The 21,210-nt window shown below is 70.2% G+C and carries 18 protein-coding genes; 9 read left to right on the top strand and 9 right to left on the bottom strand.

Annotation, left to right across the window (positions count from 1 at the left end; translation table 11 throughout):
- Positions 1–103: 103 nt before the first annotated feature.
- Both ELQ90_RS09785 and ELQ90_RS09780 read left to right on the top strand, forming a co-directional pair.
- Positions 104–622 carry a DinB family protein gene (locus ELQ90_RS09785; protein WP_128495068.1) on the top strand — a complete coding sequence of 173 codons (519 nt, stop codon included), beginning with the start codon at positions 104–106 and terminating at the stop codon, positions 620–622.
- Between the two features lie 48 nt (positions 623–670).
- The gene (locus ELQ90_RS09780; RefSeq protein WP_128495223.1) at positions 671–1,048 is read left to right on the top strand and encodes a DUF5997 family protein; all 378 of its coding nucleotides are present in this window, start codon (positions 671–673) and stop codon (positions 1,046–1,048) included.
- 187 nt (positions 1,049–1,235) lie between these two features.
- Here the strand turns inward: ELQ90_RS09780 and ELQ90_RS09775 are convergent, their stop codons facing one another.
- The 5 genes from ELQ90_RS09775 to deoC form a co-directional block, all read right to left on the bottom strand.
- Positions 1,236–5,780 (bottom strand): S8 family serine peptidase, encoded by a 4,545-nt coding sequence (locus tag ELQ90_RS09775; protein WP_166408965.1) that lies wholly within the window; start codon positions 5,778–5,780, stop codon positions 1,236–1,238.
- A gap of 197 nt (positions 5,781–5,977) precedes the next feature.
- Positions 5,978–6,997: a helix-turn-helix domain-containing protein gene (locus ELQ90_RS09770; RefSeq protein WP_166408963.1), complete on the bottom strand. Its 1,020-nt coding sequence runs from the start codon at positions 6,995–6,997 to the stop codon at positions 5,978–5,980.
- Positions 6,998–7,037: 40 nt separating this feature from the next.
- Positions 7,038–7,265: an alpha/beta fold hydrolase gene (locus ELQ90_RS16990; protein ID WP_243696108.1), complete on the bottom strand. Its 228-nt coding sequence runs from the start codon at positions 7,263–7,265 to the stop codon at positions 7,038–7,040.
- Positions 7,231–7,938: an alpha/beta fold hydrolase gene (locus tag ELQ90_RS09765; RefSeq protein ID WP_243696107.1), complete on the bottom strand. Its 708-nt coding sequence runs from the start codon at positions 7,936–7,938 to the stop codon at positions 7,231–7,233. The genes ELQ90_RS16990 and ELQ90_RS09765 overlap by 35 nt, the downstream gene beginning before the upstream one ends.
- 271 nt (positions 7,939–8,209) lie before the next feature.
- A complete protein-coding gene (gene deoC / locus ELQ90_RS09760) occupies positions 8,210–8,917 on the bottom strand; it encodes a deoxyribose-phosphate aldolase (RefSeq protein ID WP_128495065.1) in 708 nt (235 codons plus the stop codon).
- A 276-nt stretch (positions 8,918–9,193) separates the two neighbouring features.
- Here deoC and ELQ90_RS09755 point away from each other — a divergent pair, with 276 nt between their 5' ends.
- The 7 genes from ELQ90_RS09755 (at position 9,194) to ELQ90_RS09725 (ending at position 16,383) form a co-directional block, all read left to right on the top strand.
- Positions 9,194–10,414, top strand: coding sequence for a cobalamin-independent methionine synthase II family protein (locus ELQ90_RS09755; protein ID WP_128495064.1), 1,221 nt, complete (start codon positions 9,194–9,196; stop codon positions 10,412–10,414).
- A gap of 143 nt (positions 10,415–10,557) precedes the next feature.
- Positions 10,558–11,937 (top strand): DUF2254 domain-containing protein, encoded by a 1,380-nt coding sequence (locus ELQ90_RS09750; protein WP_128495063.1) that lies wholly within the window; start codon positions 10,558–10,560, stop codon positions 11,935–11,937.
- 284 nt (positions 11,938–12,221) lie between these two features.
- Positions 12,222–12,410 carry a hypothetical protein gene (locus ELQ90_RS09745; protein ID WP_128495062.1) on the top strand — a complete coding sequence of 63 codons (189 nt, stop codon included), beginning with the start codon at positions 12,222–12,224 and terminating at the stop codon, positions 12,408–12,410.
- A 295-nt stretch (positions 12,411–12,705) separates the two neighbouring features.
- Positions 12,706–13,605: a glucose 1-dehydrogenase gene (locus ELQ90_RS09740; protein WP_128495061.1), complete on the top strand. Its 900-nt coding sequence runs from the start codon at positions 12,706–12,708 to the stop codon at positions 13,603–13,605.
- 57 nt (positions 13,606–13,662) lie between these two features.
- Positions 13,663–14,427, top strand: a complete 765-nt coding sequence (locus ELQ90_RS09735) for a glycosyltransferase family A protein (protein WP_208020615.1) — start codon at positions 13,663–13,665, stop codon at positions 14,425–14,427.
- Positions 14,428–14,563: 136 nt separating this feature from the next.
- Positions 14,564–15,736, top strand: coding sequence for a sensor histidine kinase (locus ELQ90_RS09730; protein WP_128495060.1), 1,173 nt, complete (start codon positions 14,564–14,566; stop codon positions 15,734–15,736).
- The gene (locus ELQ90_RS09725) at positions 15,733–16,383 is read left to right on the top strand and encodes a response regulator (RefSeq protein WP_128495059.1); all 651 of its coding nucleotides are present in this window, start codon (positions 15,733–15,735) and stop codon (positions 16,381–16,383) included. Before ELQ90_RS09730 ends, ELQ90_RS09725 begins: the two co-directional genes overlap by 4 nt.
- Before the next feature lie 169 nt (positions 16,384–16,552).
- On the opposite strand, the gene dacB is transcribed toward ELQ90_RS09725, so the two are convergent.
- From dacB to ELQ90_RS09705, 4 genes are all read right to left on the bottom strand, one after another.
- The gene (gene dacB, locus ELQ90_RS09720; protein WP_128495058.1) at positions 16,553–17,956 is read right to left on the bottom strand and encodes a D-alanyl-D-alanine carboxypeptidase/D-alanyl-D-alanine endopeptidase; all 1,404 of its coding nucleotides are present in this window, start codon (positions 17,954–17,956) and stop codon (positions 16,553–16,555) included.
- Between the two features lie 85 nt (positions 17,957–18,041).
- Complete coding sequence (locus tag ELQ90_RS09715; RefSeq protein WP_128495057.1) at positions 18,042–18,878, bottom strand: carbohydrate ABC transporter permease; 837 nt, start codon at positions 18,876–18,878, stop codon at positions 18,042–18,044.
- Complete coding sequence (locus ELQ90_RS09710; RefSeq protein ID WP_128495056.1) at positions 18,875–19,846, bottom strand: carbohydrate ABC transporter permease; 972 nt, start codon at positions 19,844–19,846, stop codon at positions 18,875–18,877. Before ELQ90_RS09710 ends, ELQ90_RS09715 begins: the two co-directional genes overlap by 4 nt.
- Before the next feature lie 4 nt (positions 19,847–19,850).
- On the bottom strand, positions 19,851–21,152 hold the full coding sequence (locus ELQ90_RS09705; protein WP_128495055.1) for an ABC transporter substrate-binding protein: 1,302 nt from the start codon (positions 21,150–21,152) through the stop codon (positions 19,851–19,853).
- Between the last annotated feature and the right edge of the window lie 58 nt (positions 21,153–21,210).

Below are 21,210 nucleotides of genomic sequence, written 5' to 3'. Positions count from 1 at the left end.
ATCGGGTTGCACGTCGCCGAGTCATGAATCGTTGGCGGGATCGCGTGGCAGGGTGACCGGATCTCGACGGGCACGGGCGGTCTCTCGGCGCTAGCGTCGGCCTATGCCGATCATCCCCGATACGAAGAACTGGACCTGGGTGCTCGAGGAGTCGTGTACCGATTGCGGCCTCGACACCCGCGCCGTGGCGTTCACCGAGATTCCGGCCCTGGTGCGAGAGAACGCGGACGCCTGGCCCGCCGTGCTCGAACGGGCCGGCGTGCGCGAGCGTCCCGACGAGGACACGTGGTCGCCGCTCGAATACGCCGCGCACGTGCGGGACGTCTTCCGGATCTTCGATGAGCGGTTCCGGCTTACGCTGACCGAGGACGACCCGACCTTCGCGAACTGGGACCAGGACGCGACCGCCGTCGAGGACCGCTACGCCGAGCAGGACCCCGTCGTCGTGGCCCGCGAATTGCGGGACGCGGCCGAGGCGCTCGCCCGGACGCTCGAGTCCGTGCCGGAGACCGCGCTCGAGCGCACGGCGTTCCGGAGCGACGGCTCCCGTTTCACGGTCGAATCGCTCGGCCGGTACTTCATCCACGATCCGGTGCACCACCTCCACGACGTCACTCGCTGACCGAGGCGATAGCCTGGGCACGTGAGTGCGCAGAAGAAGACCCAGTCGATGAAGCCGGAGACGGCGGCGAAGAAGCTCGGGATCTATCTCCCCGCCACCCCAGCGGAGTTCCAGGAAGGCGAGCTGACGCGCGACGACTTCCTCGCGCTGCAGTCCGATCCGCCCGAGTGGCTGTCCGAGCTGCGCCGCACGGGCCCCCACCCGCGCTCGGAGGTGGCGCGCAAGCTCGGCGTCTCGAACTCGGGTCTCGCTCGCGCGGGCGTCGACGACGTGCTGACGACCGCCGAGATCAAGAGTCTCCTCGAGGAGATGCCGGAGTGGCTCGTCGCGGAGCGCGCGACTCATGCAGCTGTGCGCGACGACGCCGCCCGTGCGGCCGAGAAGAAGGCCCAGAAGGTCAATAAGGCCGAGCGCGCCGGTCACTGACCGACCGCCGACCGCTCGTCATCTCACGCCGCTGGTTCAGGGGGGTGCGATGACGAGATCGAGCTGTGCGCTCGCGACGAGGCTCTCGCGCCCGGTGCACGACGGAGCGGAGCGCGCCACCCGATGGCTCGCCCCGCTCGCGTCTTCCGCCGCGACCCCCCCCCCCGAAGGTCGCGGTTCTCCGCGGTCAGTCGCGGAGGTCGTCCCGGCTGCGGCGTCCGGTCGTCATCGCCGCGAAGCCGATGCCGAGGAGGAGGGTCGCGGCGAAAAGGCCGCCCAGGAGCTCACCGCCTGTGGTGGCGAGGCCGTCGTCGGGGTCGGTTTCGCCGACACCGGCGTCGCCGCCGGACTCGCCGTCGCCGGGTTCTCCGGGCCCGGTCTCGCCGTCGCCGGGTTCTCCGTCACCCGGGCCACCGTCACCCGGGCCACCGTCACCCGGGCCACCGTCACCCGGTTCGCCGTCGGCGACGGGGGCGAGCATCGCGAGGGTGACCGGCATCGCGTAGATCACGCGGTGGGCGGAGATGTGGATGTCGGGGGAGAGTACCTCGTACTTGGCGCGGACCCAGTAGTCATCACCCTCGGAGACGGCGAGCGGAACCTCGACGACGGGTCCCGCCTCGGTGACGACGTCATGACTCACCTGCTCCTCGTAGATGCGGCCGTCGTAGAACGAGTTCCCGGTGCCGGCCGTGAAATCGAAGCCGCCGCTCCAGGCCGGGTAGCGATTGCTGAACGTCATCTCGATCGGTTCGTCTGCGGCCAGCCCTTCTTCATCGGCCGCCTCGGTCGTGTCCCGCCCGTCCGCGAACGTCACCCAGAAGTCCTGCGAGATCGCCGGGTCGGCAGCGCACCGCGCCGGTCCTTCGTTCTCGTAGAACGCGAGCACGCTGTCATCGGCGGCCAGGAGTTCGACGGACGTCGCTCCGGTCATGTCGAACGTCTCCGTATAGACCGTCTCGTCGATCCACATCGTCGTGAACACGACGGGTCCCGAGCAGAGCTTGTAGCGGAGCCGCGTCTCGAGAACGTCGCCGGAGCGGTTGGTGAACGTCAGGTCGGCGAAATCGGCGTCGTCGGGATTCGCCGCGATGGTGATGTCGCTCGGCTTGCTGAGCTCGACCGTGAAGACGTAGGTCGTCCGCTGGGTGAGTGAGCCGTCGCTCGCGGTCGCCCACGCCTCGGCCGTGTACACGCCCGGGCTCACGGCGACACGGCTCGAACGCACGGAATCCACGTAGAACATCGGGTCGGACGCGACCGCGATGTCCTCGTCGAGCAGGACGCCCGCCGAGCCGGTGAGGGTCACGTGCACGTCGCCGGAGCCCGCGACGAGGACCTCGAATCCCGTCGTCGCTGCGCCGTCTGCGGCGTACTGCGTGTTCTCGATCATCGTGAAGACGAGGAGCTCCGACACGTTGAGCGCCGCGTCGACGGAACCATCGGCGGTCGTCACCGTGACGACGTGCTCCCCCTCGGCGAGGTCGGCGGGTAGGAGGATAGCGCGATCCGCGGTTCCCCCCGCGCTTCCGAAGCCCGTCACGACGGTCGTACCGTCGAGCGCGAGCGTGAACACTCCGCCTGGGATGAGGCCGCTCGCGTGCGCCGCGACGTCGGTGCCGGCGCGGGCCCATGGTCGGTCCAGCATCAACGCGAGCTCGTCCGTCGGGGCAACCGGGGACCCCGGTGTCGTCACGGTCAGGTTCGTACTGTGCCCCGTGTTGCCGAAGCCGATGCGACCGAAGTAGTGCGAACCCGGTTCGAGTCCGGCCCACGTGGCCGTGACGGATGCCGGCTCGCCCAGCGTCATCTCGAGTTTCTCGGGAGTGGCAGTGAGTGCTCCCTCCGTCGTCCCCTTGCCGAGGAGATAGCTCGTGAGGGAGTAATCGAGGTCGCCGTCACCGGCGTAGAAGTCCACCTCGAGGAGGTAACGCCCGGCCGAGAGGCCCGGGACGTCGAGGGTCTCATCGGCGTTCGGCGTCGTGCCTTGCTGCAGCGGGATGATCTGCTCATACTCGTCGTACATGAACAGGTGCAGGTCGAGGTCGGCCGTGTCATCGGAAGCGTCGAGTGCGAAGCGCGCGAAGGTCGTGCCCTCCGGGACCTGGATCACGTGCCGGTCCCGCGTCGACGGTGCGCCGTTCACTCCGGCGCGACCCGCGCCGTAGAGCACATCACCCTTCACGAGACCGGTCTCGGTGATGTCGAGACTCGCGGTCGTGCCGACGGAGACCGGGATTTCGACGGAGCCGTCGACTCCTTCGCCGGACGCCTCGGCGGGCACACCGATCGAGACCGGGCGGACCGCGAGGGGAGTCGTGACGGTTTCGTCACCGTTCGTCCAACGCAGGTTCCCCGTCGCGAAGGCGTCGAGCGGCGCGTCGGTGCGTGTGAAGGTCACGGTGTACTGGAGTTCCTGGCCTGCTTCGTCGAAGGTGAGCGTTGTGGGCGAGACGGAGACGGTGATGCCCGGGACCTCGACGGGCGACGCCGTATACGTTGCGGCCCCCGTCGAGGTGACCGTTCTCGTGACCGTCTCCGTGCCGGCGAGGTCGCCGACGCTGATCGACGGGAGGTTGAGGGAGGAGGGCTCGATCGTCTCGAAGCCGAGGTCCACGCCGCTCACCGCTTGCGCGTAGCCGTACCAGTCGTCCGTGTCGTTGAGGTAGAGCATGCCCGGGTCGACGTACCGCGTCGGGTCGACGTGGCCGGCACCCTGCGCGAAGGGGTCGCTCGTGGTAGCGCCGTCGGAGCCGACGGTGTCGTACGCCGTGGTCATGAGGGCGGACTTGATCTCGGCCGGTGACGCCGCCGGGTGCTCGCCGAGGTAGAGCGCCGCGAGGCCCGCGACGTGCGGAGAGGCCATCGACGTGCCGGAGAGGAGTGCGAATGCGGGGTCCGCGTCGTCGGCGTTGGCGTAAGCCGCGAGGATCGCGACGCCCGGAGCGGTGACGTCGGGCTTCAGGACGTCACCCCCGTCCGCGAGGATCGGCCCACGGGAGGAGAACCCGGCGACCTGCGGGGTCGCGGGAGACGGCAGTCCGGCGGTGTTGCCGTCCTCGAGCGTCGCCGTTGCGCCCGAGTTCCGGGCGTAGGCATGCAGGGCAGCGGCCGAGCCCGCGTCGACGTGGACGGTGGGGACCGAGTGGGTGTCGAGGTCGAGCGAGTCGGCCTGCGGGTTGACGAGTACGACGCCGATACCGCCGGCGCGCTCGACCTCGGCCGACTTCGCGACGCGGTCGTAGATGCCGCGATCGCACAGCACGATCGTGCCGGCCGTCTTCGACGGATCCAACGTGTCGGGAGCACAGAGGGCCGCGTCCTCGGCACCGGGCATGGCGACGGCTGCGGCCTCGACGACGGGACCGGTCACCGGAGCGTCCGTCGGCACGGTGATCGAACCGCCGAGGTGGGCGGTGCCGTCGCCGAGGCGCACGGTCGCCTCGTAGGAGGGGATTGTCGACGCGGCGGCGGTCGTGATCCACGGAGCAGCGTTGTCGGCGGTGGAAGCGCCGGGTCCGTCGTTGCCGGCGGACGCGGCGACGAAGACTCCGACGGAGGCGGCCCGGAGGAACGCCTGGTCCGTGATCGAGAGCGTCGATTGGGCGGCACCGCCGCCGATCGAGTAGTTGATCACGTCGACGCCGTCGGCGACCGCGGCATCGATGGCCTCGAGCAGATCGCCCGTGGCGCAGCCGTCGTCTCCGACGGTCGGGCCCGTCCAGCACGCCTTGTACATCGCGATCTTCGCACCCGGGACGACTCCCGAGAACGCACCGAGCTCCCGCCCAGCGACCGTCGCCGTGACGTCGGCGTCTCCGGCGGCGGTGCTCGACGTGTGCGAGCCGTGTCCGCTGCCGTCTCGCGGCGAGAGGTACTCGCCGCGGTCATGTCCGATGTAGTCGCCGCCGTAGTTGTCGACGAAGTAGCGGGCCGTCACGAGCTTCGTGTTGCAGTCGTTCGCGTCGAAGCCGTCGCCGCTTTCGCACGCGCCCCGGAACACCCCGCCGTCCGACTTCTCGAAGACGATCGCGTCGCCGTCGAGATAGGGGGCCGCGCCTGGTGCGCTCCCGAGCGCGTCACCGTCGAAGGAAGGGTTCTCGGGTGCGATGCCGCTGTCGATCACGCCGATGACGATGCCCTCGCCCGCGGACGCGACTCCGCCGGTCTCCTCCCAGACGCCGCCGTCGCCGCCGAGCCCGAGGAAGTCGGTCGACGACGTCGCCGTCAGGTGAAGCAGCTCGTCGGGGACGACGGAGGCCACGCGCGGGTCGGCCGTGAGAGCAGCGGCCTGCGCACCGGTGAGTGCGCTCGAGAAGCCGTTGGTGGTGATCGTGTACGAGGTCGTGATGATCGCATCGACGGAGTCGGCCACGCTCTCATGCGTGCGCTCCAGGTATGCGGAGTAGTCCACGACGCGTCGGGAGTCGATGTCGAGGTCCCCTCCCCGCGTCGGCGCCGTCCCCGGCAGCTTCGCGAGACCGCCGCCGTACGTCGCGACGGCCTCGTCGCGCAGCGTCACGATGTAGCGGCCGTCCGGGAGGTCGGTGGGTTCCGGTGAGAGAGGCGTTGCGGCGGGGGCCGTGCCGATCGTGGCCGGAGAGCCGGCGGCGATCGCCGATGTCGTCGTCATCATCCCCGCCGCGGTGACGGCGATGGCGGCGGACACTGCGGCGAGGAGGCGGAACGTCCTCGCTCGCCGGGGAACGGGGGTTGTGGCTGAAGTGGTCACGGAGGCCTTCGGTCGGATGCAGGAACGCGGCCGAGCCGAGCCCCTCACGGGTCGTCCGGTCGCCGGTCGTCCCATTCTGGAGAGCGGGCGGCGTACGCAGTTGGCCGGAAGAGGCCGCTGGCCGCACGCGGCCACTCGCGGAAACGCGATCGTTACACGGCGGACATTCCCGCCTTACAGTCGGTGCCCGGAGGGAGTCACAACCACCCGCGACGTGCGGCCTCGATACCCGCCTGGAAACGCGTGTCGGCCTCGAGAGCGACCATGAGGTCCTGGGTTCGGCGGCGCAGGGTCCGAGGCGAGATCCCGAGCTGGCGGGCGATCGCGTCGTCCTTCATGCCGACGGCCATGAGAGCGAGCAGCGTCCTCTCCTCGGCCGTCGCATCCCGGGTCCGTCCGGCTCCCGCAACGGGGCCCCGGGGCGGGCCCTCACCGCGTTCAGCGTCGGCGCGTGCGTCGCCGAGGGGGAGGGACCGCGCCCAATGGAACTCGAAGAGCTGACGGAGGGCGTCGACGAGGGGAGCAGACGATGTGACGAGCGCGGTCACGCGACCTGAGTCGAGCGTGAGTGAGACGAGAGCTGACCGCCTATCGACGATCGCGAGCTTCACGGGGAGGTCCGGCGCGATGCGGGCCTGCTCGCCGTGTTCGGCGAGGCCCGCGACCTCGTCCCACGTCGTGCCGGTGTCGAAGCTCTCGATCGTGTAGATCGCCCGCCACTCCACGCCGCGGTCGAGCGCCGTCGACTCGACGGGATCGAGCGACGCCGATACGTACGGCGGACGATCGAACGCGAGGAACTCACGCCGTGCCTCGTGCTGCAGGCGTGTGTACCAGGCGGCGACGGCGTCCGCGTCCCCGAGGACCTGAGTCTGAGTGAGATCTCCCTCGGTCACAGGCACGCGCTCGAAGAGGTCGACGAGGCGGGGGAGGGTCTGCCGGATCCGTTGGACCTGATCGCCCATCCGGTCCGCGATGACACGCAGGGAGTAACCCGGATCGACCGCGGTGTAGTCGCGTTCCTCGCCGTCGAGTCGTGAGGCGAGACCCATCTCCCGGAGGCTCTCGAGGATCACGGACGCGGCGGGGACGCCGACGCCGAACGTTGCGGAGACGTGTGCCGCATTCGATCGCCCGTCACGGAGCAGGTCGAGATACACACGCTCGCTGAGCGGGTCGAGACCCGGGACGTCGAGGAAGGGGGGAGCGTCGGCCACGGGACCAGGGTACGACGCTGAGGGCGACGGCTGGTTCCCGTCAGAGCGAGGGGGAGCCTCCCCGGGACGAGGAGTCCGCGTGCGGGACCGACCCGTGGCGGAGCAGCCAGTCGAGGGCGAGCGGGATGGAGTCGAGCACACCGATGTGGCCGTCCCGCGGGCGGAGCCACGACTCGCCGAGGGGGAGGGCCCGGAGGAACCACTCTCCTTGCGCGGGCGGGACCACGCGGTCGTCACCGCCGTGCACGACGAGCGTCGGGACGTGCACTGCGGCGACGCCGAAGCCCCACGGCCTGGTGAAAGCGACGTCGTCGTCGACGAGGCCGTCGAGTCCCAGCGGCGCCGTCGGCGGACGCGATCCCGACGTCGGCCCCGAGCGCTGCCCACGGGCCCGCGAGCGCGGCGTAGTCCCCGTCGTTGAAGCTCGCCGGCTCGAACTCTGCGGTCTCCTCGAACCGCGCTCGGGCCTCACGGCCCCCGGACGCCGCGGCGCGCACCGCTGCGGCGTCGGCCATGCCCGCGTACCAGTCGAGGCCCGCAGCATCGAATGGGGCGATCCCCGCGATCGTGACGGCGGCGCGGACACGATCGGGGAGGAGGGCGGCGCAGGCGAGGGCGTGTGGACCGCCCCCGGACGCTCCCATCATGGCGAGCTCGTCGACCCCGAGGGCGTCGGTGATGTCGCGGACGTCATCCGCCGCTGACCCGACAGTGCGCCCGGGACGCGCGGTCGATCCGCCGTAGTCGGGGCGGCCGTAGGAGAGGAGGCGGATGCCGCGTGGGAGCGCGGACGCGAGCAGTGGTGCGAGGATCGAGCCCGTCTGCGGGGAGCCGTGATGCCAGAGGACCGTGAGCCGGGCCGGTCCCGCGAGGTCGTCGGCAGTGTCATGCACGCGCACCGTCCTGCCGTCTCGCGCGGTCACGTCCTGGGAGGTCGTCATCGGCTCAGCGTAGACGCGAGACCGTCCTGAGCGAGGCGGTTGCGCAGTCGGCCCCTGCGTCTCCAGGACCTTCTGTGCGTTCGTGATGAGCTCACCGATCGCCCGGGTCGATCTCGAGTCGATCGCCGTCGGGAACGACAGAGTGCCGTTCACCTCAGCCGTCCGGGTCACCTCTCGTGGTCCGACGCTCGTCCGCCGGGCGACCGCCAGGGCGAATCGCCGCGGACGGCACCGACGTGGATCGACCGTCCCGGTCGGGCTGGGGAGGGGGTCAGTAGGAGTCGGGGGTGGAGGGCGCGGGGGAGGCGCCGGCCGCCTCGGCGAGGATCGCTCGTGTGCCCGAGAGGCCGAGCCGGGTCGCTCCGGCGTCGATCATGGCGAGGGCGTCGGCGAGCGTGCGGATGCCGCCGCTCGCCTTGACCTCGGCGGCGTCGCCGACGGTCTGCTTCATGAGGCGCACGGCGTGCACCGTCGCGCCACCCGCTGGGTGGAATCCCGTCGACGTCTTCACGAAGTCGGCTCCCGCGGCGACGGCCGCGCGGCACGCGCCGACGATCTCGTCGTCCGCGAGCGCGGCCGACTCGATGATGACCTTGAGGACGCCCGGCGCGGGGATCGCCCGGCGCACGGACGCGATGTCCGCCTCGACGAGGTCGAAGCGACCCGCCTTCGCCGCTCCGATGTCGATGACCATGTCGATCTCGTCGGCGCCGCGACCGACGGCCTCGAGCGCCTCGGCGGTCTTGACGGCCGTCGTGTGCTTCCCGGAGGGGAAGCCGACGACGACCGCGACCGCGAGGTCGGCGTCGGCCGGGATCGAGAGGGGCAGGAACGACGGCGAGACGCACACGGAGAAGGCACCGAGTTCGACGGCCTCCGCGATGTGGGCCTCGATGTCCGCTGTCGTCGTCTCGGGCTTGAGGAGCGTGTGGTCCACGCGGCGCGCGAGCGCGGTGTCGGGAGCGGTGAGGGTGGGCATGACGACCTTCCGTCGGCGGTGGGGTGAGGACGCCGCGACGCTGCGGAAGACGCCTTCCATTTTACCCGCCGTGTGACGGCGGGTGACTCTGCGGGGTTCCCGTCGCCCTCCCCACGCGGCAGGATGGAGGCATCGCAGCGCATCACGCGAAGCCTCGCCGCTCCGCCGTCCGTCGCCGGACACCGGAGCACCGCCTGCGGTCCCCGGTGGAGCCGCGGATCGACGAGGCTCCCCACCGACGCGCCGGACACGGCGCCCGATCGACGGAGACCCGTGATGACCACCCGCAGAATCGACACGACCCACGCCGGCAGCCTGCCGCGCACCCCCGAGCTCATCGCCGCGAACGACGCCCGTCGTCTCGCCGACGACGGCTTCACCCTCGAGCGCACGCCCGAGTTCGAGTCACTTCTGACAGAGGCCGTCGCCGACCTCGTGCGCCGGCAACTCGACCTCGGCATCACGATCGTGGGCGACGGCGAGTTCGGCAAGGCGATGACGAGCGCCGTCGACTACGGCGCCTGGTGGTCGTACTCGTTCCAGCGTGTGAGCGGGCTCTCGGTCACGGGGTCCGACATCTTCTCGCAGCAGCCCGTCCGCTCTGCGCCGGGCGACGTGCGCCTCACGAGCTTCCCCGACCGCCGTGACTGGACGATCTTCGCCGAGGCCTACCAGGACCCGAGCTCGGGGATCTCGACGGGCAGCACCGCTACGGCCTTCCCGAGCACGACCGGTCCGCTCGCGTATCGCGGCCAGGACGCCATCGCCTCCGACATCGCCAACCTGAAGGCGGCGCTCGCCGAGACCGGCGCCGAGCAGGGCTTCATCACCTCCCTGTCCCCGGGCAGCGGCGCACGCATCGCGAACGACTACTACGCGACGGACGAGGAGCACATCTGGGCGTGGGCCGACGTGCTGCGCGAGGAGTACACGGCGATCATCGACTCGGGCCTCACCCTTCAGATCGACGACCCGTCGATCGCCGAGAACTGGGACCAGATCAACCCGGAGCCGAGCGTCGAGGACTACCGCGAGTTCACGCGCATCCGCGTCGAGGCCCTCAACTACGCGCTGCGCGACCTGCCGGAGGACCGCATCCGCTTCCATCTCTGTTGGGGATCGTGGCACGGACCGCACACGACGGACATCGAGTTCCGCCACATCGCGGATCTCATGCTCGCGATCAACGCCGGTCAGTACTCGTTCGAGGCCGCGAACGTGCGTCACGCGCACGAATGGAAGGTCTGGAAGAACCTCGAGCTGCCCGGCGGCAAGAAGATCCTGCCGGGCGTCGTGAGTCACGCGACGAACGTCGTCGAGCACCCGGAACTCGTCGCCGACCGCATCGAGGCGTTCGCGTCCGTCGTGGGTGCCGAGAACGTCGTGGCCTCGACCGATTGCGGTCTCGGTGGGCGGATCCACCCGCAGATCGCCGTCGCGAAGCTCGCGTCGCTCGGCGAGGGCGCCCGTATCGCGACGGAGCGTCTCTTCGGCTGACGATGACGCGGTCACGGACGCGCACGGAACTCGCGCCCGGCTGGCTCCGACCTGTCGAGGGCTGGCTCCGCGTCCTCCTGTCGCCTAACGTCGTGACCCGCGCTCCCGATCGGGAGCCGCTGTCAGCCGAGGAGTGACGCCGAATGACCCTGTTCCGACCGTCTCGTGGGCCCGCCCCGTCGTCGTCGCGAGTGTCACGCGCGCTCGAAGGTGTTCGAGCGTCGTTGTGGGTCTTGCCCGCTGCGGCCGCCTTCGTGACGCTCGTGCTCGCACTCCTTCTGTCGATCGCGCGACCGGCGGGTCCCTCGGTCTGGGTGGAGCTCTTTTGGCCGGGTGACGCCTCGTCCGCCGTCGGTTTCCTCCAGACGGTCGCGACCGCCACGATGGCCGCGGCGACGCTCACCTTCTCGCTCACGGTCGTGGCCCTGCAGCTCGCGTCGCAGCAGTTCTCCCCGAGACTGCTCCGCGAGTTTGCGAGGGACCGCGTCACCCAATCGGTCCTCGCGGTCCTCGTGTCCTCGTTCGTCGCGGCCCTGGTCGGCCTTCGAGAGGTGAACGCCGACGATCCCCTGCCCGTTCTGCTGCTCGTATTCGTCCAGGTCCTCGCGTTGGCATCGACGGTCGCCCTGATGCTCTTCCTCGGACACATCGTGCGCGTGCTGCGCGTGGACACGATGATGCTCGCCGTGCACGCCGAGGCCGTCGCGACGCTGGGTGCGTCATACCCTCGCTTCGAGGATCGCTCGCGCGACGTCGGTCCCGGCGTCCCCGGCCCCGCAGGCGGTTCCATCGTCGGGTCGCTGCGCAGCGGCTTCATCCGAACCGTCCACTGGGAGGCCCTCGTCGATGCCGCCCGCCGTGAGGATGTGCTGATCCGTATGGGGGTGCGTCCGGGTGACCACGTCACAGAGGGGTCACCCGTCCTCTCGGCGTGGCCGGTGGGGGAGGCGACGTCGGTGGACCTCGAGGCGCTCGAGCGAGCGGCGGACGCGGCGATGGAGTTCGGCTTCGAGCGCACGATCGAGCAGGACGTCGCCCTCGGGTTCCGGCAATTGACCGACATCGCGGTCAAGGCGATCTCGCCGGGCATCAACGACCCCGTCACGGCCGCGCACGCCATCGGCTACTGCGCGGACCTCGTCCGGCGGCTGCAGGGGCGACGCCTCGGCCCGCGCCGGTACGAGGACACGGAGGGGACGGTGCGGCTCGTCGCCCCCGATCGTGATGTGCGCTACTACCTCGACCTCGTGTGCGGACCGGTGCGTCGCTTCGGGCGGAGCGAACCGATCGTGTTGTCGGCGCTCCTCCGTCTCCTCCGCGATGCCGCCGCGACGGCTCGCGACGAGACCCAGCGGGAGGAGATCCGACGTCAGTCCCGTTTGATCGTTGACGGCATGTCGTCGGACCTCCTCGCCGCGGACAGGGAAGCCGTTCTCGATCTCGGTCGACGCGTGGAGACGGCGCTCTCGGGCGATGTCGACGCGGCCTACCGTGATCGCGCGGGGGAGACCCGCTCGGTCTAGCCGCCTCGTACCTCTCGGTCGTGGACGTCAGGCGAGGTGCACCATGGGCCTGACGGAGCCCGTTCGAAGACTCCGTGTGATCGACGTGGTGTCCGCCGAGCGCGCCTCGACGCCGATCCGTGGCAGTCTCGTCTCTCCAGGAGGCGGGACACAGGACTCTTGGTCCCGTCGTCGTCCGGGTGGGTCTGCGTTAGCAGCGTCTGGCCGATGGCGGTAGGTCTCGCCGTGTGTCGGAGGCGCGCCCTACGCTCGTGTCACCAGTCATCTCGACCGAGGAGGACTTCATGACCGACACCACCGGCAGCGTTCCCGGCGACGCAGCGGACGACGTCCGACCCGACCCCGCGTCGGCGCCTCCGGAGGAGCCCGGCAGCGACCTCGGCGAGGACATCGACGGCCAACTCCAGATGCTCGATCCGGACGATGGCGCCCAGCCGGGCGACGACGACGGCGAGGCCGGCGAACCCGCCTAGCCCGCCGATCCCGCCGAGCAGGACTCGCCCGTCGAGCCGATACCGACCCCCCTGACGCGATGCTTCCGGTCCGGCCGCGAGAGCGGACAGGGACCGTGGTGACGTCGCATGCCTGTTGGCAGCGCCAGTCGCGCGTGTGTATCGGCACAGCCGGACGCGCGGATAACACGAGCGGAGGGCGCACGACAATGGGGAGCGTGCCGTTCTCGGGAATCCGTAGCGTTGAGGACACCCGGGCGGCGCGTGCGCCGCCCGCTGGAGGACACACCACCGCACGCGATGACGGAGGACGACCATGACGACAGACCAGTACACCTTCGACGACCCCACGACGCGCTACCCGTCGATCAGCCCCTCCTCGGGCGAGGATCAGCCGGAGCCCGGCCTCGACGCCGCGCTCGAGACCAAGGCCGACCTCGGTGAACTGACGTACCGCGGGACCGGTCGCCTCGAGGGGCGCAAGGCGATCGTGACGGGCGGCGACTCGGGCATCGGCGCCGCGACCGCGATCGCCTTCGCCCGTGAGGGCGCCGACGTCCTCCTCTCCTACTTGCCCGAGGAGGAGGAGGACGCGCAGCGCATCGTCGGTCTCATCGAGGAGGCGGGCCGCAAGGCCGTCGCCTTCCCGGGCGATCTCAAGGACCCCGAGTACTGCGAGGCGATGGTGACGCGCGCCGTCGAGGAGTTCGGCGGGCTCGACATCCTCGTCAACAACGCGGGCAAGCAGATCGAGCAGGAGTCTCTCGAGGACATCGACGACATCCAGCTCGAGGACACCTACGAGACCAACATCCTCGCGATGTTCCGGGTGACACGCGCGGCGCTCAAGCACCTGCCCGCCGGTTCGACGATCATCAACACGACCTCGATCCAGGCGTACAACCCGTCGCCGACGCTCGTCGACTACGCCTCGACGAAGGCCGCGATCAACAACTTCACGAAGGGCCTCGGACAGCAGCTCGCCCCCAAGGGCATCCGCGTCAACGCCGTCGCGCCCGGCCCCATCTGGACGCCCCTGCAGGTGTCCGACGGGCAGCCGAAGGAGGACCTCCCCGACTTCGGCAAGAGCGTCCCGCTCGGCCGCGCGGGCCAGCCGGCCGAACTCGCCCCAGCCTTCGTGTTCCTCGCGTCGCCGGAATCGAGCTACGTCGTGGGCGAGACCCTGAACGTGAACGGCGGCAGCCCCACCCCGTGACCTCGAGCACGAGCACCACGGCTCCCGGTCCCCTCCTGATCACAGCGGCGGGGCCCCGTGAGCGCCGATGACGACCGACACGAGCGGCACCAGCCGCTCGTGTCGGTCGTCATCCCCGTGAAGGACGACGCCGATCACGTGCGCGCCTGCCTGGCCGCTCTCGCCGAGCAGACCGTCCCGCCGTTCGAGGTCATCGTCGTCGACAACGGCAGTTCCGACGGCAGCGCCCTCGTCGCGGTCGCGGGCGGCGCGAGCGTCGTCGCCGAGCCGAACCCGGGAATCCCCGCCGCCGCGAGCGCCGGGTACGACTCCGCGCTCGGCGACGTGATCGCGCGACTCGACGCGGACTCGGTGCCGCCGCGCGACTGGATCGAACGCATCACCGGACATTTCGCGGCCGATCCCCACCTCGGCGCCGTGACCGGCCCCGGCGTCTTCCCCGAACTCGGTGGGGCCTCGCGCGTCCTCGCCCGCACCTTCTACATGGACGCCTACTTCGTCCTCGTCGGCGCCGCCCTCGCCAATTGGCCCGTCTTCGGCTCGAACTTCGCGATGCGCAGCGACGCCTGGCGCACCGTCCGGTGCTCGGTACACCGCGACGACCCCGAGGTGCACGACGATATGGACCTGAGCGTCTTCCTCGGCCGCTCGCACACCATCCGACTCGACCGCGACCTCGCGATCCCGATCTCGGCCCGCCCGTTCGGCGACGTCCGCTCGATGTGGAAACGCTACAGGCGCGCCTTCCACACCCTGCGCGTCGCGGGACGGGATGCGTCGTCCGTGCGTCGTTGGCGTGCGCGCCTCCTGCGCGACCGCTGAGCCGCCTCGCCGCGACGTTCGCCCGAAGGAGGGAGAGGAACGGTACTCGCGGAGGAGGCCGTGGAGCCATGCATCCTCCTAGGCTGGGGTGCGAACGCCCGGAGGGCTGAGCTCACCGCGCGCTGAGGAGGACGACATGGACACGGCTCTGCTGTGGGAACGGCTGCGGAGCTGGCGCTTCCGCGTCGACATCGTCGTCGCGACACTCGTCGTGATCCTCGCCGTCGAGCCGCCCGTCGAGGTGGACAGGGCGAGCCCGATCGTCGCGCTCCTCGCCGCCGTCGCGATCGCGTCGCGCAGCGTGAGCCCCTCGGTCGCCCTCGTCTCCGCATGGTTCATGGCGGGCTCGCAGATGTTCGTCAACGAGCGGCCGGGCTTCGCCGCCATCGCGATCATCCTCGTGCTCTACTCGGCGGCGCGACTCGGCACGCGGGTGGAGCTCGCCGCGTCGGTCGCGTCCGTCGTGGTCGGCGGGGTCATCGCCACCAACTACCTCATGGCCGGGACGCGCTACGCGATCGTCGCCTTCAGCGGGCCCGGGTGGAGCGCTCTCGCCCTCGTCGCCCCGACCGTCGTGCTCGCAGCCGCATGGCTCGCGGGCTTCGCCGTGCGTTCGTTCCGCGGCCAGCGGCGGGAGTCGGAGCGGCGCGTCATCGCCGAGGACCGCACCGAGCGGGCGTTGAGCGCCGCGGAGGCCGAGAAGGTGCGCGCCGACATGGCGCGCGACGTGCACGACATCGTCGGTCATTCGCTCGCCGTCATCATCGCGCAGGCGGATTCGGTCCAGTTCCTCGACGACGTCGGTCGCGTTCGTGCGGTGTCGGCGACGATCGCCGACACCGCACGCCGGTCGCTTCACGAGGTCCGGGAAGTGTTGAGCGGGACGGGTCCGGACGGAGCCGAGGATGAGCCGCCGGACCTCGACACCCTCGTGGACCAGATCCGCGCCGCCGGGGTGATCGTCGAACGGTCGATCCGAGGGGAGCAGCGCCCGCTCGACGCGAGCCACTCCGTCGTCGTGCGCCGTGTGGCGCAGGAGATGCTCACGAACGCCTTGCGGCACGGCGACCCCGGCGCATCCATCGTGCTGCGGGAGGTGTGGCGCTCGAACGACGTCGTCGTGGAAGTCGAGAACGCCGCGACGGCCGGCCCCGGCGATCGCTCCTCGAGCGGCGCCGGATCGGGGATCGCGGGCATGCGGCTCCGTGTGTCCGCCGTCGGCGGCGGCGTCGAGGCGGAAGCGGTCGACGGCGTCTTCACGGCGCGGGCGCGCGTTCCGCTCCGACCGGTGGGGACGGTGATCCCGTGATCCGCATCGTTCTCGTCGACGACCAGGAGCTCTTCCGGGGCGGCGTCCGTGTGGCGCTCGACGCTCAGGCGGACATGGAGGTCGTCGGCGAGGCCGGCGACGGCCGCGAGGCCATCGCGCTCATCGACGAGGTGCGGCCGGACGTGGTCCTGTTGGACATCCGCATGCCGGTCATGGACGGCGTGGAGACGGTGCGCGCCCTCTTCGACGGCTCCCGCTCGGCGCTTCCGCGCGTCATCGTGCTCACGACGTTCGCGCTCGATCGCGCGGCGGCGACGGCGATCAGGCACGGGGCGAGCGGCTTCGTCCTCAAGGATGCGACGCCCGCGTTCCTGGCCGCGGCGATCCGCGCGGTGCACGCCGGGAGCACGGTTCTCGCGGCCGACGAGCTCGGTGAGCTGTTCGCGAGCGATGTCCTCGCGGCGCCGCCCGCTCCGCCTCCTCCAGCCTTCCGGGAGCTCAGCGCGCGGGAGCAAGCGGTGTTCCGTCTCGTCGCCCGCGGGTTGTCGAACGCGGAGATCGCCGAACGCGAGTTCGTGAGCGAGTCGACGGTGAAGACGCAGGTCAGCAGCATCCTCGCGAAGCTCGCGCTCCGCGACCGCGTGCAGATCGTCGTGTTCGCGCACGACCACCGCCTCGTCGACTGAGCGTCGGCTGCGCCGCCCGCCCCCCGCTGGTCACCGAGCTGTCGAAACGGGGTGCCGGAGCCTCGGGTCGTGGTCCCCGTCGACGGGCTCAGGGACGGTGGGGAGGCCGGGCGCGGAGTGACGGGTCGCGTTCCTTCGAGGGCCCGAGGATCGAAGAGCGGCGGCCGGGTCAGAGGGCGGCGCCGCAGCGGGAGACCTCAGCGGCGAGCGCGTCGACGGCGGCGCGCGCGTCGGTCGCCGCGGCTCCCGGGGGAGTGTCCTCTGCCCAGATCGTGAAGGCGACGGTCGTGCCGTCCGCGGCGTTCGTGAGGCCCGCGAGTCCCGACATGTCGCTCAGGGTTCCCGACTTCGCCCGGATCCGGCCGGCGGCATCCGCGTTCTGCGCCGAGAAGCGGCCGTCCTCCGCGAGGGTGCCGGATCGCCCGGCGACGGCGAGCCCGTCGTCGACGACGGCGAGACCATCGGTGTGGCGGGCCACTTCGACGAGGAGCCGCGTGAGGAACGCCGCGGGGACGGCGTCGTCACGGCTCAGCCCCGAGCCGTCCGCGAGCCGCAGCCCCTCGACGTCGAGACCGAGCTCGGCGAGCGCCCCCGTCGTCCCGGTCTGCACGGCGGCGAAGTCGCTCCCGACTCCCCGCTCGATCGCGACGAGTCTCGCGAGCGCCTCCGCGAGGGTGTTGTCCGAGTTCGTCAGCAGGTGCCGGACCAGATCACGCACGGGGGCCGAGCGCACGGCGCCCAACTCCTCGGCGTCCGGCGGGGCTGCGACGAGGTCGCCGACGACGACCTCGGCCCCGAGCTCCGCGGCGAACGCCGTCGCCGCCCTCTGAACCGCCGAACCGCTCCGCGGTGAGTACGCCACGGTGGGATCGTCCCGATCGCCGTCGACCATGACGGCCGTGATATTCGACACCGATCCCGATGTGCGCGCAGACTCCGGCCAGCCCGGCTCCCACGCCGGCCCCGAGAAGAGACTCGCGTCGACCTCGAGGTGCCGGATCGGCGTGTCCGCGAGTCGTGGATCGCGAGACCGTGCGTCGAGCACCTGCCGCGCGAGGTCGTCGAGGTGGGGCGCGCCAGGGTAGACGGATTCCTGCCCGCTCGGAAGCCGACTGAGCGTCGGGTCCCCGCCTCCCACGAGCACGACGGTGTCGGCGCTCTCGCCCTCGACGACGTGCGTCTCGATCGTCGCGCCGGGACCGAGCGTCGTCACGGCGGCAGCCGCCGTGAGGAGCTTCATCGTGCTGCCCGTGGCCGCGGCGTCGTCGCTCCGGATGCCGATGAGCTGCTCGCCGTCCTCGACGTCACGGGCGTCGAGGTGCAGCGTCCCGGACGCCCAGCCGTCGAGAGCCGCATCGATGCGGCAGTCCTCCGCCGGCATCCCGAAGAGTTCCAACGGGGCGGCCGTGACGGACCCGGATCCCCGACCGAACGGCGTCCAGCCCGTCGCGGCGGCGGCGCTCACTCCCGCTCCGGCGAGGACGGCGAGTCCTGCCACCACGGCCGTCGCCCGCCGCGCCCGGCGCCGTCCCCCGGTCTTATCGGCTTCCCACGGCCTGCGTCTTTTGCTCACCCTCCGACGCTACGAGCGGAGACGATCGTCCCGCCTCGGTCGCGCGTACCGACGGCATCGTCCCCGAGGCGGAATCCGGTCGGCGTCAGCCCTTGACCGCTCCCGAGGTCAGGCCCTGCACGATGTACTTGCTCGCGAAGGCGAACAGCACCATGGTCGGGATGATCGTGAGGACCGCGGCAGCCGACATCGATCCCCAGTCGATGTTGTAACTCGTGATGAAGCCGTTGAGCGCCGTGGGCACCGTCTTGTTGGCGTCGGACGTCATGAGCGTCACGGACAGGAACAGTTCGTTCCAGCAGCTCACGAAGTTGAAGATGAACGCGGCCACGATCCCGGGGGTCATGATCGGCACGAGCACGCGGAAGAGCGCGCCCAGACGGCTGCAGCCGTCGATCATCGCGGCCTCCTCGAGCGCGTCGGGGACGTTCTCGAAGAACCCCCGCAGCATGATCGTCGAGAAGGGGATGCACATCGCGATGTAGACGAGCACGAGTCCGGTGCGGTCGTTCACGAGACCGAGGTCGACCATGAGCTGGTAGAGCGGACCGAGCGCGATGAAGCCCGGGATCATCTGGGTGACGAGGAACGCCATGAGCACGGCGCTCTTCGCGTGGAACTCGAAGCGCGCGATGACGTACCCGGACAACAGCGAGATGAGCGTCACGAGCGTCGCGGCGACGACCGAGACGATGATGCTGTTCGTCAGGTACGTGCCGAAGTTCGACACCGCGAAGAGGTTGACGAAGTTCTCGAGCGAGAACGTCTGCGGCCAGTACTCGACCGGGAACGCGTAGATGTCGCGACGCGGCTTCACGGCCGTGACGACGATCCAGTAGAGGGGGAACAGCGTGATGATGAGCCAGATGCCGAGGGCGACGATCCGGACCGTCTTGCCCACGCGCGATTGCGTCGTGATCATCGGTACGCCTCCTTCTTCTCTCGCGTCGCGAGCAGGTAGAACACGGCGAAGATCGCGAGCACGAGCATGACGATGAGCCCGAGCGCGCTCGCGCGCCCGTATTCGCCCTGCTGGGTGATCGAGATCATGTAGCTCGTGACGATGTGGGTGCGGCCTCCCGGGCCGCCACCGGTCATCCCGAAAATGAGGTCGGGGAAGTTGAAGATCCAGATGGTCCGCAGCAGCACCGTGAGGGCGAGGGTCGTGCGGATGTACGGAACGGTGACATGCCAGAAGGAACGCAGCTTCCCGGCGCCGTCGAGCGCCGAGGCCTCGTAGAGCTCGTCGGGCACCGATTGCAGGGCGGCGAGGATCATGATCGCGAAGAACGTCACGCCGTACCAGACGTTCGCGATGATGACCGCGGGCATCGCGAGCGCCGGGGTCGCGAGCCAGGGGAGCGGCGAGTCGACGATGCCGCTCCGCATGAGGAGGTCGTTGATGACGCCGAACTCGCTGTTGAACATCCAGCGGAACAGGACGCCGATGAGGAAGCCCGACACGGCCCACGGGAAGAACACGAGCGCCTGGTAGATGCCGCGGAAGCGGAACTTCCTGCGCATCCAGAGAGCGAGCGCGAAACCGATGACGAACTGGGGAACGATCGACCCGATCACCCACACGATGGTGTTCCCGACCGTGCCGTAGAAGAGGGGGTCGGTGAGGACGCCCCGGAAGTTGTCGAGTCCCGTCCACGGCTGCTCGGCGACGTTGTAGATCGTCCACGTGCGGAAAGCGCCGAGGCTGCCCGAGAGCATCGGGTAGTAGGTGAAGACGGCGACGACGACGAAGGCGGGCGCGAGGAACGCCGCGATCGTGAGGGCGCGACGCCGGGTGAACGCGCGGCGGCGGGAGGCGGGGGGCCGCGAGGGCCCGCCCGCCGGAGCGGCGGGCGGTGTGGCCTGCCGCTCCGGAAGGGTGGTCGTCACGGCGTCACTTCTCCGACGCGTACTTCTCCGACCAGTACTCGTCCCACCCGGCGAGGACGTCCTCCGGGGTGGACTCGCCGAGCAGCATCGACTGCAGCTCGCGGTCGGCCTTCTTCTCCCACTCGGTCCACCACTCGACCGCGCGCGGCTGCACGACGTTCATGTAGGTGTCCGGGTCGGTGTTCATCGAGACGTACGTGGCCCAGGGACCCTCGGCGAAGTAGGGGTCGTCCTGCGCGGCCGTCACGATCGGAACGAGCGAGTTACCCTTCGCGAAGGTGAGGGGCGCGTCTCCCGACGAGAGGTACTCGACGAGCGCGACGGCCTCCTCCTTGTGCTCGCTGCTCTCCGCGACACCCCAACCCGCCGAGGCGAGCGGCTGGGCGGCCTTGCCGGAGGGACCGACGAGGAGCGGGGTCGTGCTCCACTGGTCCTCCTCGAGCGTCGAGTCGTCTCGGATCGTCGCGATGACCTCGGGGTCCTGGAGCAGGAACGCGGTCGATCCGGACGCGAAGCCCTGGACCATCTCGGGGTAGCCCCACGCGATGGACGAGGGCGGCGAGCCGTTGGTGAAGAGGTCGAGGTAGTCGGTCATCGCCTCTTCCGCCTCGGGCGTCGCGAAGACGGTGGAACCGTCGGGCAGGAGGAAGGCGTTCTCCGGGTCGATCTCGTCGGCGGCGTACGCGGTGATGATGGCCGCTGCGTTCGAAGCGCCGTTGGTGCCGCCGCGGAATGCGTAGCCGTACTGGTTGGCGGACGGGTCGTTGATGGCTTCCGCCATCTCGATCATGTCCTCCCAGCTGTGCGGAGGTTCATCGAATCCTGCCTCCTCGATGAGGTCGGTCCGGTAGAAGAGGCTCAACCCGTAGAAGCCGTAGGGGACGAGGTAGGTCGGCCCTTCCTCGTTCGCGAACGACTTGGCATTCTCGGTGAGGGCGTCCCAGCCGTCCCAATCGGCGAGGTCGGAGTTCATGTCGTAGAGCCAGTCGTTCGCGGTGAAGGGACCGACCGTCGAGTCCTGGACCTCGAGCACGTCGACGCCGTTCCCCGCCTGCAGCATCTGCTGGAGCGTCGAGAGGGCCTGCTCGTTGGGAGGGGACACGAGTTCGACGGTGACGCCCGGGTTCTCCTCCTCGAAGCCCGCGATGAGTTCCTTGAGGATCTTCTGCCGGGCGGGGTTGGTGAGTGTTTCGACCATCTGCAGCGAGACGTCGGAGCCGTCGTCGCCGCTCGAGCCCGAACACCCGGTGAGGGCGAGGGCGCCGGCCGCGATCATGGCCACGAACGCCGGGGTGCGGTGTTTCATGTGTTTCCTCCGTGCTGTCGAGAGTGCGGTGGGAGTGGTGCGATCAGGGGTGCTGCGC

It is taken from the genome of Labedella phragmitis, from assembly GCF_004078635.1.
Classification (GTDB): Bacteria; Actinomycetota; Actinomycetes; order Actinomycetales; family Microbacteriaceae; genus Labedella; species Labedella phragmitis.
Note: the sequence above shows the minus strand (reverse complement) of the source record. Positions and strands in the feature narration are given on the sequence as shown.

Coding starts and splice junctions, on each gene's coding strand:
- ELQ90_RS09745 (WP_128495062.1), top strand. CDS start 12,222: ATGACCGACACCACCGGCAGCGTTCCCGGCGACGCAGCGGACGACGTC.
- ELQ90_RS09765 (WP_243696107.1), bottom strand. CDS start 7,938: ATGACGACCTCCCAGGACGTGACCGCGCGAGACGGCAGGACGGTGCGC.
- ELQ90_RS09740 (WP_128495061.1), top strand. CDS start 12,706: ATGACGACAGACCAGTACACCTTCGACGACCCCACGACGCGCTACCCG.
- ELQ90_RS09715 (WP_128495057.1), bottom strand. CDS start 18,878: ATGATCACGACGCAATCGCGCGTGGGCAAGACGGTCCGGATCGTCGCC.
- ELQ90_RS09705 (WP_128495055.1), bottom strand. CDS start 21,152: ATGAAACACCGCACCCCGGCGTTCGTGGCCATGATCGCGGCCGGCGCC.
- ELQ90_RS09730 (WP_128495060.1), top strand. CDS start 14,564: ATGGACACGGCTCTGCTGTGGGAACGGCTGCGGAGCTGGCGCTTCCGC.
- ELQ90_RS09755 (WP_128495064.1), top strand. CDS start 9,194: ATGACCACCCGCAGAATCGACACGACCCACGCCGGCAGCCTGCCGCGC.
- ELQ90_RS09785 (WP_128495068.1), top strand. CDS start 104: ATGCCGATCATCCCCGATACGAAGAACTGGACCTGGGTGCTCGAGGAG.
- ELQ90_RS09750 (WP_128495063.1), top strand. CDS start 10,558: ATGACCCTGTTCCGACCGTCTCGTGGGCCCGCCCCGTCGTCGTCGCGA.
- ELQ90_RS09780 (WP_128495223.1), top strand. CDS start 671: ATGAAGCCGGAGACGGCGGCGAAGAAGCTCGGGATCTATCTCCCCGCC.
- deoC (WP_128495065.1), bottom strand. CDS start 8,917: ATGCCCACCCTCACCGCTCCCGACACCGCGCTCGCGCGCCGCGTGGAC.